The following is a 14,490-nucleotide window of genomic DNA, read 5'->3' as shown; positions in this document are numbered from 1 at the left end:
ATTAAAGAGGTAAGGTTTATTGATGATAAATAATAAAGAATATATTCTTTTGACGAAAACATAAAAGAAAGTAATATAATAAGGAACTGTATTTAATTGGAAATTCATAAAGAATCACTATAATTTAATGTTTTTATGTCTAATTTTATTGGTTTTTCATACTAAGGTTTTCTAATATAATGATATATAAAATAAATTTATAGGAGCATTTTAAGTATGAGGTAATCCCTTTTAACCATATTGCTTAATAAATGAAACATGCCATCAGACATCGTAGGAACTTTTTTTAAAAATGCACTATTTTTTTTGAAAAAAAGAAACCGGTTTCTTGGAGGAGGGTTTTAAATGAATCGTTTAGCTATTATTCAATCGACTAAATATTCACTTGAACAAAGATTAAAAACTTTAATGGAAGCGTTGACTTTAGATGAAAAAATTACCCTTTTAAGCACCTCGCAAAGTGCTGTACCAAGGTTAGGCATAAAAGAATATGCGGTTGGAGGGGAAGCAGCGCACGGAGTAGTAGATAGGGAAGGTAGTAAAACTAGTGTTTTTCCGCAGCCAATCGGATTGTCCCAAACCTGGAATAAACAACTTCTGTATCAGGTCGGAAGTATGATCGGGGATGAGGCAAGAATTTTTTATCAATTAAAGAATGAGAAGACAGGATTAACCTTGTGGGCACCAACGATAGACATGGAAAGAGACCCTAGATGGGGAAGAACAGAGGAAGCTTATGGTGAGGATCCTTATTTAACCGGAGAGCTTTCAAAAGAATTGATTAAAGGGATGCAAGGTGAAGATCCTTTCTATGTCAAGCTTGTTGCAGCTCCTAAGCATTTTTATGGCAATAATAATGAGGTCGGAAGAGAATCCACCTCTAATAGCATTGATCTAAGAAACCGAAGAGAATATTACTTAAAAGCATTTGAACCTGCCTTTAAAGAAGGTAAGGCATTATCAATGATGACAGCTTATAATGGTGTCAATGGTATCCCATGCATGCAAATAAATGAAATCGAGGAAATCGTTCGAAAGGAATGGGGCATGGATGGATTTATCGTCAGTGATGGTGGAGCACTAACATTAAATGTCGAAGAATATAAATATTATCCTACCTATGAGGAAGCTCTTGCCGATGCGCTAAAAAAAGGAATCGATTGTTTTGTTGATCGCAAAAAAGTGGTCGAGGATGCTGCGAAAAGAGCACTAGACAAGCAGCTTATTCAACCTGAAGATATCGACAGAGCGGTAAATCGTATATTAAAAGTTCGTTTTCGTTTAGGCCACTTTGATGAAAACAATCGCAAAAACCCTTACAGCAGTGTTGATCTAGACAAAATGTGTAGTGTGGAACATCAGAAGCTGGTTAGAGAGGCAACAAATGAATCCATTGTTCTTTTGACAAATAACCAATCATTACTACCACTATCAAAAGAGATTAAAGATATAGCTATCATTGGTCCAACCGCAAATCATATTTATCGAGATTGGTATACTGGCTATCCTCCTTATACCATTACACCACTAGCAGGAATTCAAAACTACTTGCCAGATACCAAAATTTCTTTTTGTGATGGGTTTGACCGGGTTATATGGCGAACAAAAGGTGGAAAAACGTTAACAATTAATGAAAAGAAAGAATGGATGGCATTAGGAAAAAATGAACCGAAAAAAGCGATGATAGTAGATGAAGATTGGGGTGAAAATTGGCATTTATTTAAGAGTCCAGTAACAGGTAAATATTTAACACTGCACGAGTCTGCTGATTCCTTTATAGCTACAAAAGAAGAGGTTTTTGATTGGTTTAACCGAGAAAAAGTAAAAGTTAATCATAAGACGAATGCATACTACCAATTAGAAAGCTGGAATGGAGAAAATATATCCATTGATAAAGAAGGTCGTGTCAATACTTCTGAGCAAGATCCCTCGCAATTTGAGCGTATCGTTATTGAGAATGGTATTGATCAGGCTGTAGAGATGGCAAAAAATAGTGAGGTTGCAGTTGTCTGTGTAGGAAATCATCCAATGATAAATGGCAAAGAAACAGAAGATCGGAAAAATATTAATTTAGCAGATTATCAACAGGAATTGATTCGTGCAGTTTATCAAGCAAACCCTAACATGATTCTTGTCGTGATTAGTAGTTATCCTTATGCTTTAAATTGGGAAAAAGAGCATGTACCTGCCATTATCTATAGTTCGCATGGCTCTCAGGAATTAGGAAACAGCTTAGCAGCTACACTTTTCGGTGAAAATAATCCATCAGGAAAGCTGAGCATGACCTGGTACAAGAATAATGATCTGCTTCCATCCATTTTGAATTATGATATTCGAAAAGGGAAAAGTACGTATCAGTATGCGGAAGACAATGTATTATTTCCGTTTGGCCATGGCTTACACTATGCTGAAGTTTCTTATCATAATCTCCAGACTGAACCAGCCATCATATCAAATGATCAACCTATAAAACTATCCTTTACAATTAGGAATGAAAGTAATATACCAGTTAAAGAGGTTGTGCAAATATATGTCCGTTTTACGGAAACCTATTACGAAAGACCAAATAAATTACTCGTTGGATTTGAAAAAGTAGTTCTTTTACCCAAAGAAGAAAAAAGTATGACGATATCGATACATTCGGATCAATTACATGTCTTTGATGTTAGGAAAGAACAATACATACTTGAAAAAGGCTTTGTTCAATTTTTAGTAGGTTCATCCAGTGAAGAGCTTTTTATTAGATCTGATCTATACCCTATGAAAGGCGAGGAAATAACGGGAAGATCGCTTGATGGCCTCACTCCTACCGAGAATTATGATGCATACGACAACGTTTATTTAACAAAAGGCGAAGAGGAGAAACCTTGTGTAACAACGGATAACGAGGGGTGGATCATGTTCAGAAATGTGGAAGCGAGCGATAACAATCAGATAACAATCCGCGCAAAAGGTAGTGGTGTATTAAAAATATATGATAACGAGAAAATGCTAGAGCCTCTATGTTCGAAAGAAATCGATACGAAGACATGGAACGATGTCAATTGTGTATTGAAACCATGGCAAGATAAGAAGGACATTTATCTATGGATAGAAAAATTAAAATTACAATCTATTCAATGGAAGAGAGGCTGAGAAATGATGAAGCATATTCTACCACGAAAAGGTATTTGGACGGAAACCCCAGCCCAGAAATGGGAGGATGCGCTAGTAAGTGGTAACGGAAGCCATGGTGTCATGGTTTTTGGAGATCCAATAAAGGATACGATTGTTGGCAATCATTGCAGACTATACTTACCTCAAGGAAATAGTGATCAGCTGCCAGAAATGGCACCATATCTAGATAAAGTACGTGAAATAATCCGAACAAAAGGGTATGAAGAGGCCATTGCCTATTATTATCGAAAGTCTACAGAATTAGGCTATGAAGGATTGACGATGAGTGATCCTTACCATCCTGGTTTTCATTTATTTATCGAGACAGATCATCACAATTATTCCCGATATAGGCGAAGTATCGATTATGAAACTGGTGAATTGCAAGTTTCCTATCAAGTTAATCATCAGAGCTATCGTCGGAAAACGTTCGTATCCCAAACGAATAATGCTATTATTCATGAATTAAGTCCAGCAAATTATCATATTTCTTTAAAGCAATATGTGGATAAAAAAATGAAACAGCGAACAGTCATAGAAGAAAATGTCATTCATGCACAATTTGATTATGAGTATAGTGATGCTGGATATGATGTTTGGATCCAAGTAATTGGTGCGGATAAGCTAATCACTAGTCATGAAGCAATCAATATTTGTGCCACTTCACCTACAATACTCGTCATGAAAATTATACCATATGATATAGAGAGCAAGAGATCAGTTTTTTCCAAAATGATAGAGAATGGTATAACTTATACTAAGCTTTTTCAGAAACATTGTGACATTCATCGAGATAGATTTGAGCGGGTGGAGCTAAGTCTAGCAACTGATCACGAAAGGTTGAGATCAATTGATGATATCGTATTAGAAGCTAAAAGAAACAAATCAATTTCACCAGTGCTGTTAGAAAAAATGTATGATGCAGGAAGGTATATGTATATATGTAGTGCCGGTGAATTAACTCCTAACCTACAAGGAATCTGGACAGGAACCTTTGAGCCTGCCTGGAGTGGGGATTTCACTTTTGATACCAATGTAGAGTTATCCATTGCAGCAGCTTTATCTAGTCATCAACTTGAGGGTATGCAAGGTTACTTTCGCTTAATAAAAGAACTCATCCCAGAGTTTAGAGAAAATGCTAAAAAATATTATGGAGCAAGAGGGGTGATGGCTGCCATTCATGCTAGTAACAGTGGTAAGCACCTTCATTGGAATGAGGATTGGCCATTACATTTTTGGACCTGTGGAGCAGGCTGGCTCGCCCATTGGTACTTCCAATATTATCGGTTTACTGGGGACAAAATCTTTCTAAAAGAAGAAGCGATACCGTTTTTAAAGGAAATTGTATTATTCTATGAGGATTTCTTAATCGAGGACGAGGATGGCACCTATCGATTTACCCCTTCCTATTCTGCTGAAAATGGATGCGCGGATAATGCAACACAGGATATAGCTGTAGCCAAGGAAGTGTTAACAAATTTAATGATAGCACATGATATTTTATCAATGGACTCACCAGAGCGCACTAAGTGGCAACAAATGCTACAAAAATTACCTGCCTATCAAATCAATGAAGATGGTGCTTTAAAGGAATGGTTAACTCCAGGAAAAGAAGAGAACTACAACCATCGGCATTTTTCTCATCTTTACCCTGTCTTTCAAAGCAGAGAATTTAATGAAATTACAGATCCGAAGATGTGGCGTGCAGCCAAAATAGCTTTTGATAAGAGGTTAGAAGCATGGCTTTTAAATAATGAAGCAGATACGTCCTCGACACATGGTCGTATGCATTCTGCTCTTTGTGCGACGCAATTTCATATGCCAGATCTTGTGGAAGAGGTCTTCCATTTGCTCGTAAAAAATAATTGCTTCTATACCTCTTTAATGATGTCACACTATAATGATCAAGAGGTGTTTAATGTAGATGGCAATGGGGCGTTACCTCAAGTGGTTCATGAAATGCTCGTTGACTATAGCCATCATCGCTTAACACTATTAGGTGCTTTACCTAATTCATTGAAACAGGGAGAGATTCGTGGCATTCGACTTCCGGAACAAATGCAGGTTACTTTTTTAAAGTGGGATCTTACTAAGAAAAATATAGCTATGGAGCTTTTAAGTGAGATTGAACAAACCTTGGAAATCTATTTGCCTCTTTATTCAGAAGCAGATGTGTCGGAAAAGAGGTTCACTTTATATCCCAATCAACCAAAAAGCTTGGTAATACAATTATAAAAGGAGCCGATCAGTCAGATGTATCATGATAAATTAGACAAATTTCCTGAAGGGTTTTTATGGGGAGCGGCATCAGCAGCATATCAAATCGAAGGAGGATGGGATGTAGATGGAAAAGGTCCTTCCATCTGGGATCAATTTACGAAGATACCAGGGAAAACCTTCCAAGGAACAAATGGAGATATAGCAGTAGATCATTATCATCGTTACAAAGAAGATGTTCGTTTAATGGTAGAAATGGGATTGAAGGCCTACCGTTTTTCTGTTGCATGGAGTCGAATTCTTCCAAGTGGTAAAGGGGAGGTAAATGAAAAAGGGTTACTATTCTATGAAAATCTCATTGATGAACTTAAGAGATATGACATTGAGCCTGTTTTGACATTATATCATTGGGATATTCCACAAGCCTTACAGGACGAATACCAAGGCTGGGAATCGAGAGAAGTGATAGACGATTTTGATCATTATGCTAGAATTTTATTTGAAAGATTTAAAGATAAGGTAAAATATTGGGTAAGCTTTAATGAACAAAACGTATTTACAGCACTTGGTTACCGCTGGGAAGCACATCCACCAAATATCGCTGATGTGAAGCGAATGTTTGAAGCAAATCATATTATTAATCTAGCAAATGCAAAGGCCATTAACAGTTTTCATGAATTAGTTCCAAATGGTATGATTGGACCAAGCTTTGGCTATGGACCCATGTACAGCCTTGATTGTGAACCGAATAATGTGTTAGCAGCACTGAATGGGGAAGAATTTCAAAATCACTGGTGGTTAGATGTCTATGTAAATGGTAAATATCCTAAAGTGACTTTTAAGCAACTAGAAAAATTAGGAGTAGCACCATCCATCAAAGATGATGACTTGGAGCTGCTGCAATCTGCTAAACCAGATTTTCTTGGTGTAAATTATTATCATGGAGGTACGGTAAGGGCAAATGAGATTGAATTCCCTCTTCAAGAAAGTGAGGCAGATTTGGAAAAAGATTTTCAAGCAACCGATCCTTATCTTATGCAGCCAAAAGAAGAGCAAGCACAAAGTCCTGAGAAAAGGATGTTTGCCAATGTGTCGAATCCTCATTTAGAAAAAACGAAATGGGGATGGGAAATCGATCCGATTGGTATTCGAATTGCTTTAAGAAGACTACAAAATCGCTATGATTTACCAATGATGGTGACGGAAAATGGCTTAGGTGCTTATGATCATCTAACAGAGCAGCGTACCATTGAGGATGACTACCGAATTAATTACCTCAAGGAACATATTGTAGAAATTCAAAAAGCATTGACAGATGGAGTAGAATTACTCGGCTATTGCGCATGGTCCTTTACCGATCTTTTAAGCTGGTTAAACGGTTATCAAAAAAGATATGGCTTTGTCTACATTGATCGGGATGAACAAGATGAAAAGGAATTAGAAAGAATTCCGAAAAAAAGCTATTACTGGTATAAAAAAGTGATTGAAACAAATGGTAACTTGGTAGACTAATTTCTAAGTTAGCCAGCCACAGATTTGTTCGGTGGAGCAATTTCCATAGTAATAGGTGCTCCATACTATACTTAGTCTATTAGCGTCTGTTAGTCCACAGCTATTGGAACGTCATCTTCTGCATAGGGATATTACAGGCGCTTTTTTTGTTCCTCTTTTAAAAGCGTTTGCACCATGAATAGGATATTTATTGCTTCATTAGAGGGGAAGTAGTGAAAAGATTTTACAGAATTGTTCTGAGATAACTCTTAACTAGAGAATGTGGGATCCAAGCAATAAACGCCAGAATGAGCAAACTGCCGGCCTAAAATGACGTTTATCCAAGCAATAAACGCCAGAATGAGCAAATGCGAGGTCAAAATGACGTTTATCCAAGCTATAAACGTCAGAATGGGCAAACTGCCGGCCAAAATGACATTTATCCAGATTATGTCTATATAATTGTGTAAAAAGAAAGGGCATCATAGTTCCTCATGTTACAATGTTTTCAACCACAAAAACAAAAATAGGAGGAATATATGATGGCCCAAATCAATTTTACACTAGATTTCGATAAAATTAAAGACGAGGTAATGCAATCAGGATTAAATGAAGTAGTCAAATCATCGCTTGTATTGTTACTGAATCAATATATGGAAAATGAACGTGACCATTATATTCAAGCCAATGCTTATGAACGAAATGCGGAGCGAAAAGATTACCGCAATGGCTATTATGACCGAGAGCTGATTATGGCATCTGGTAAGATAAAGTTAAAAGTTCCTCGTACGCGTAGCGGTGCATTCTCAACAGAGATTTTTGAGAAATATACAAGATGTGATCAAGCCTTATTATTATCAATGATCGAAATGGTGGTCAATGGTGTTTCCACTCGAAAAATAACCAAAATTGTAGAGGAATTATGTGGGGAATCTGTATCGAAATCTATGGTCTCTAACTTGACGAAAAAGCTAGATCCAGTGGTGAATGAGTGGGCTGATCGACCACTGAATGTGATGAATTTCCGCTATATTTATGTAGATGCGATGTATATTAAAGTGCGTGAGCATGACAAGGTAGTCTCTAAAGCGGTGTATCTCGCGATTGGAATTAATGATGAAAATAAACGTGAAATTCTAGGAATGAAAGTAGATCATGCGGAATCAAAAACAAGCTGGTATCAATTTTTTGAATCACTAAAATCAAGAGGATTACAATCACCGAAATTAATTATTTCTGACGCCCATAAAGGGCTGAAAACGGCGATAACGGAAGCGTTTGTTGGAGTTAGTTGGCAGCGTTGTACCGTTCATATGTTGCGAAATATGATTCAAACCCTACCACGAAAAAACTCGAAAGAAGCACGTAATCATCTTAAAGCGATTTTTAAAGCAGAAAACATAGAAAGAGCCCGATTACTCAAAGATCAATTTATCAAAACATATGAAGATACTAGAGGCTATCAAAAAGCAGTAGACATATTGGATGAGGGCTTCGATGATGCCACGCAATTTTTCGCGGAGCCAGATGAGCACCACATCAGTTTGCGTACGACGAATATGATAGAGAGACTGAACTCCGAAATCCGAAGACGAGAACGAGTGATTCGGACATTCCCGAATCACCAATCTGCTTTTCGTCTCATTGCGGCAGCACTCATGGATTATGCTGATACATTAGATCTCGGCAATCGTACTTTTTTGAAAAAAACAACAGACGAATAAAAATTGTGCGAAGATTTGGTTCTAGTAGTGGCCTTAAGGCCACTACTAGAACCAAATCAAACCAACATAGCAACCGTTGAAAATATGGTAACAGCTTTTACACAATATTTAGGACTTGACTTTTATCCAAGCTGTAAACACCAGAATGAGCAAATGCGAGGTCAAAATGACGTTTATCCAAGCTATAAACACCAGAATGAGCAAACTGTCGGCCCAAAATGACGTTTATCCAAGCTATAAACACCAGAATGAGCAAACTGTCGGCCCAAAATGACATTTATCCAAGCTATAAACACCAGAATGAGCAAACTGTCGGCCCAAAATGACGTTTATCCAAGCAATAAACGCCAGAATGGGCAAACTGCCGGCCCAAAATGACATTTATCCAAGCAATAAACGCCATTTCTAGCAAAATCCTGAACTAATTTGTACGTAATCCAAATCGAGAGTGGCAAAAAAAACGAAAGAAGGAAGGGGGATTGTTTTTGAAAAAACTACTTAAGGTGAAGTACAAGCTATTAGGAATTTTCATTTTGGTGACTGCAATCCCCATTCTTCTTGTTGGTGCTTATTTGAATTTTGGAACAAGGGAAATCGTTTTGTCCAATACGATGAGTGAAGTAGAGGCAAATGCAGATAAAATGGAGATGCGCTTAAAATCAATCATCAAGCGTGTGATCAATATATCTGATTTAATCTATATCAATCAAGACTTAAAAACATTTCTAGCTGGTCAGTATGACTCTCCACTTGAAGTGTATAATGCCTATAATCAATATCCAGTTTTTGATGATTATTTAACCTATTATGAAGAAATCGAAAAAATCCAATTTTTTATGAAAAAGGATATCATTACTGATTCTCATTTTATTTATGCGAATAAGGTCATCCAAAATCAACACTGGTATCAAAATGCATTAATGAAGCGTGGGAGACTGACATGGTTATATATGCAGGATCATTGGACAAGCAAGAAATACTTAGCGCTCACAAGAACGGTTTTTGATCATGAGAATCAACCTTTAGGTGTATTAGTTATTTATATATCCCCCGATATATTAAAATCTGTAGTAGAAGGTGTTTCCTATAATACCTTTATTACACTTGATAATAAAAGGATCGTGTATAATCAAAATATTGCCTTACTTGGTAGACACGCTAATTTTTATCAGAACAGAAATGCAGATATTGGTAATTATGTAATGGACAAAACGATTAATGAGGAAACAGTGAAGGTTAATGTTCATAGTTTTCGACCAGAGAAATCACTAGATAATACGATTCAAATAGCAACACAAGTTCCAATTGACGGCATTATTCATGAACCGAATACTATTTTTACACGAGGCTTTCTCATTAGTTTGGGTGCACTTTCTATTTCACTAATACTCATTGGCTTTTTTACGAATAGTTTTCATAAAAGAATTCAGCAATTACGAAGGGCCATGTTCCAAGTAGCAAAAGGAAACTTCCATATTACACAGGAAATGAAGGGTCATGATGAAATAAAAGACGTGTACAAGGATTTACAAACCACATCCGAAAGTGTGCAAAAAATAATTGATGAAGTTTATATTCATAAGATTAAAGAAGAGACTTGGAAGCGCAAACAAAAAGAGATGGATTTTAAGATGCTCGCAAGTCAAATCAATCCACATTTTCTTTATAATACATTAGAAATGATACGAATGAAGGCTATATTGAATAAAGATCCTGAGGTAGCAAAAGTAATAAAAATGCTTAGCAAAATGATGCGCTCTTCCCTAAAGCGAACTGATCAATCGATCCCATTGAGTGAAGAGGTTGCTTTAATTGAAAACTATTTAGAAATTCAGAAGCTACGATTTGGGGAACACTTATCCTATAAAATGGAGATAGATGAGAATATCCTTTCTTATAAAATAACACCATTATTGATTCAACCATTAGTCGAAAATGCGATCATTCATGGTTTAGAAATGAAGGAAGAGCCAGGGATGTTACGAATTCGCATCCAAGAAGATGGGGACGATATTCTTGTAGAAGTAAATGACAACGGGGTAGGAATGTCTTTAGAAAAGTTAAATGAATTAAATAATAGAATGAAAGATCAAGACTATCAATCAAATGGGAATAGTATTGGGTTACACAATGTCCATCAACGAATTAGCTTACTATATGGTGACAAATATGGCATTAGGATGGACAGTGTTGAAGGAAGCGGAACGACAATGTCGATGAATTTACCTAAGCAGAAGAACTAAACAATCGACTTTGAAAGGGAGGTAATTCACCTATGTTAAAAGTACTCTTTGTTGACGATGAACCATTAATTCGTGAAGGCTTATGCTCAATTATTGATTGGAAGTCGTATGGTTATCGAATAGTTGGAACTGCTAAAAATGGAAGAGAAGGATTGGAATTAATTAGACAGCAAAACCCAGATCTCGTCTTTGTGGATATTAAGATGCCAGGAATTAGTGGAATTAATATGGTGGCCCGTGCAAAGGCATTTGGAAATACTGCTAAATATGTCGTATTGTCGGGATACTCTGACTTTACCTTTGCACAGGAATCGATCCGTTTAGGAGTGGAATCCTATTTGTTAAAGCCAGTAGACGAAAATGAATTAATCCCATTAATCCAAAAAATAAAAGAAAAATGTATCGAAGAACGTAAGCTGGATTCCCAACTACTTCACTATGAAAAAATGGTGGAGAAGCAGGAATGGAAGGATCTATTAGTAGGAAAACTAGACACATTAAGTCAGAGGCTTTTATTCACTTATGAAAATGATACCTTTCATTTAGCAAATATAATTGCAAGTAAACCAATTGATTGGGAAAACATACAGAATAAGCTATTGTCTATGGAGGACTATCAGACAAAAATCTTACAGATGGAACAGAGTATTTGCATTCTATTCATTAATTATGATCGATCCACAATAAAGAGTTATTTGGAAAAGGCTAGAATGAAAATAAAATCGATTGCAAGGGATACTAAGATACAACTAGTAGAAAAAACATTCTCCCTATTAGATTTATCTACAGGTTATCAGTCCTTACGTCATTTGGAAGATTTTCGATTTAGTTATGACGATACCATTATTTTTACAGATAGAATCATTCATTCTAGAGAAAATAGACCAAAAGCAGCGCAGAATTGGGATGATAAAATATCACAAGTACTTGAATTTGAGAACTTTTTAAAGCTAGATCATTTGTTGGACGAAATCAAGGAATACTATCAACGACATGTGGTTAAAAAGGAAAATATTCTCGTGGAATTAATCGAGCTGGTGAAAAATGTCTATAATCGCCTTAGCAAAACTAATCCTGATGTAAAAGAAATAAAGCTTGACGAATGGATGGAACAAATCTACCAATCTCCTAATTTAATCATGTTATTAGATTGTCTTAAGCAAAGATTTATTCAATTGTCGACAAAGGTTAACGGATTTGTTGGAAATATTGATGATCCTGTCAAAAAAATCATCCAATATATCGAGCAATATTATGATAAGGAACTCAATTTGAAATTGATGGCAGAGCTATTTAAATATAATCCGTCTTATTTAGGAAAAAAATTTAAAAATTATACAGGGGATTATTTTCATATATATTTAGACAAAGTACGGATGCAAAAGGCACAACAATTACTAGAAGAAAGAAAGCTAAAGGTCTATGAAGTGTCAGAAATGGTTGGTTATCATAATATTGATTATTTTTATAAAAAGTTCAAAAAATATATTGGCATTAGTCCAAAGGAATTTCAAAAAAGAGCGATAGAATTACAGGAAAGACATGAATAGAATGGGGGAATGGAAATGGGGATAGATCGACCGCTTTATGTTGCATTACAATATATTTATTATTTTTTGATGACAAATATCTATTTTATGCTTGCAAATATTCTTTTTTTGGTGGTATTTTTATTTGTCGAATTAACATTGGATAATATTCTATTATTTTATTTGGCGCTATTACCAGCTGGGCCTGCCTTTGCTGCACTTTTTGCGTCAATGGGCAAGTTAGTTCGAGAGAAAGAAATCAGTCCGACAAAGGATTTTTGGACCTATTATAAGAAGAACTTCATGATTGGTACGAAGTATTGGCTGTTAAAATGGACGATCCTCGTTATTCTACTGTTAGATTTGCGTTATACAGGCTTTAATATCCAGGTTTTAACACCGATTATCTTTATTTTAATTATTGTCGCATTACTCATTTTATTATATGCCTTTCCTATATTAACAAGGTTTGAAGTAAAAATAAAAAATTTATGGCTTGTCGCGATATATGCCAATTTTAAATTTTTTAAAACAACATTATTAAATCTATCTACCTTTGTATCATTAGGTGTTATCTATTACTTTGCACCTAGTATTACGATTTGGTTTTGTATGAGTATTGCTACCTTTTTTATTATGTTTAATATGCGTAAGCCATTTGAAGTAATGGAATTAGAAATGTCAAATGAGAACAAGGAGCGTAAGGATGAAAAAGCATAAATTTATCATTTGGTTAGTACTAGGTATCATTGCCATTGTCGCCCTACTTTTTATCATTTCAAATCAGACCGATTCCGAGAAGAATGATAACAAAAATGTGGCTATCGTGAAAGATTTTAAGGAGATTACGAGTATTAAAGTATTAGCAGACAAAAAAGTGGAGTTAAAGAAGGAAAGTGATCAATGGAGATTACAGGGGGTGGGACGTGAACAAAATAATGAAAAGGTTTCTCATTTTGTGGAAACAATGCAAGGATTACAAGGAGTCGAAGCAAATGTTAAACCAAATGAGGTAAGTTTGCAATTTCCAGAGGTTACTGTCGTATTTGCGGATGAGGATGGAGACAAACAACGTGTATCAGTTGGTCAGACGAATGTAAATGGGGATAAATATTATATTGAACATCATGAAACAGAAACGATTTATCTAGTGGATCGAACGGATATTGAAACCATTCCATTAAATGTAAATAGCTTGTTAGATAATCAAATTATTAGCATCAATGCCAAAGAATTAGAGAAGATTGATATTGAGAATGGAACGGAAATTATCCAGCTTCGTAATGACTCCCCTTTTACGGAACGCGAGTCACTTGCCCATATTAGCGGATGGTATATGTATCAGCCATATAAAAGTGTATATAGTGTAGCCTTTTCGAAAATGGAAGCAATCCTGGGTGGACTCGAAGGCTTAACTAAAACTCAAGTTGTGGAGGATGCAACAAAGCTCGGAAAAACAGATTTTAAAATTACCTTTCAAGCAAAGGACCAATCAGAAACATTGCTTATCGGGGAGCCTGCTGCCAATCAGCAATACTATGCTAAATTGGAAGGGGAGGACGAAGTATTTACTGTGACAACGGAAGCTTTAGAGCCATATAGTCATCCTTCCTTTGATTTAATTGATCATTTTGTTCATATTCTCCCATTAAATGCAGTGAAAGAATTAAAAATTCAATCAAACGAATACCATTGGACGGTTTTGGGGGAACACAAGAGATCAGAGGACGAAGAAGAAACAGAGTCGTCCTTTATAATAAATGATAAGCCAATACATTTAATAGATTGGAGAGAGGCATATCAAACCTTAGCAGGACTAACTTTTGATGAAGTTGTGGAAGATTTGCCTCAAGAGATGGAGCGGGAATTAATGATTCAATATACAGCTGATACGGATCAGGAACAAGACCCAACTTACTCCTTGGAATTTTTATCGATGGATGATAAATATTTTGCGCTAAACAAAAATAATGAAGGGATCGATTTTATTATTGAGAAAGATAAGGTTTATCAGGCATTAGAGGCACTGGCCAATGTTCTACCATAACTTAAACTGAGGTTTCAAGAAGAGGAGTTGATTTTAGCAACAGCTTCTCTTTTTTTACGCTAGGAAAGTATAAATTTTTTTCA

Annotated in this window: 9 protein-coding genes; all 9 read left to right on the top strand. The window is 35.8% G+C overall.

Annotated features, from left to right (window positions below; translation table 11 throughout):
* The first annotated feature begins 345 nt into the window (after positions 1-345).
* Positions 346-3,135 (top strand): beta-glucosidase, encoded by a 2,790-nt coding sequence (locus ACZ5N5_RS19230; protein WP_464372936.1) that lies wholly within the window; start codon positions 346-348, stop codon positions 3,133-3,135.
* A 3-nt stretch (positions 3,136-3,138) separates the two neighbouring features.
* Complete coding sequence (locus ACZ5N5_RS19225) at positions 3,139-5,391, top strand: glycosyl hydrolase family 95 catalytic domain-containing protein (RefSeq protein ID WP_464372935.1); 2,253 nt, start codon at positions 3,139-3,141, stop codon at positions 5,389-5,391.
* An 18-nt stretch (positions 5,392-5,409) separates the two neighbouring features.
* Entirely contained in the window at positions 5,410-6,885 is a 1,476-nt protein-coding gene (locus tag ACZ5N5_RS19220; protein ID WP_464372934.1) for a glycoside hydrolase family 1 protein, read from the top strand.
* 521 nt (positions 6,886-7,406) lie between these two features.
* On the top strand, positions 7,407-8,588 hold the full coding sequence (locus ACZ5N5_RS19215) for an IS256 family transposase (protein ID WP_464372933.1): 1,182 nt from the start codon (positions 7,407-7,409) through the stop codon (positions 8,586-8,588).
* A 27-nt stretch (positions 8,589-8,615) separates the two neighbouring features.
* Positions 8,616-8,810, top strand: a complete 195-nt coding sequence (locus ACZ5N5_RS19210; RefSeq protein WP_054787119.1) for a hypothetical protein — start codon at positions 8,616-8,618, stop codon at positions 8,808-8,810.
* A gap of 263 nt (positions 8,811-9,073) precedes the next feature.
* Positions 9,074-10,831, top strand: coding sequence for a sensor histidine kinase (locus tag ACZ5N5_RS19205; protein WP_464372932.1), 1,758 nt, complete (start codon positions 9,074-9,076; stop codon positions 10,829-10,831).
* Positions 10,832-10,863: 32 nt separating this feature from the next.
* Positions 10,864-12,381 (top strand): response regulator, encoded by a 1,518-nt coding sequence (locus ACZ5N5_RS19200; protein WP_109983596.1) that lies wholly within the window; start codon positions 10,864-10,866, stop codon positions 12,379-12,381.
* Between the two features lie 15 nt (positions 12,382-12,396).
* The gene (locus ACZ5N5_RS19195) at positions 12,397-13,080 is read left to right on the top strand and encodes a YesL family protein (RefSeq protein WP_464372931.1); all 684 of its coding nucleotides are present in this window, start codon (positions 12,397-12,399) and stop codon (positions 13,078-13,080) included.
* Positions 13,067-14,407: a DUF4340 domain-containing protein gene (locus ACZ5N5_RS19190; RefSeq protein ID WP_464372930.1), complete on the top strand. Its 1,341-nt coding sequence runs from the start codon at positions 13,067-13,069 to the stop codon at positions 14,405-14,407. Before ACZ5N5_RS19195 ends, ACZ5N5_RS19190 begins: the two co-directional genes overlap by 14 nt.
* The last annotated feature ends 83 nt before the right edge of the window (positions 14,408-14,490 follow it).

The organism is Gracilibacillus sp. JCM 18966 (assembly GCF_055392695.1).
This window is presented reverse-complemented; position numbering and strand designations above follow the sequence as displayed.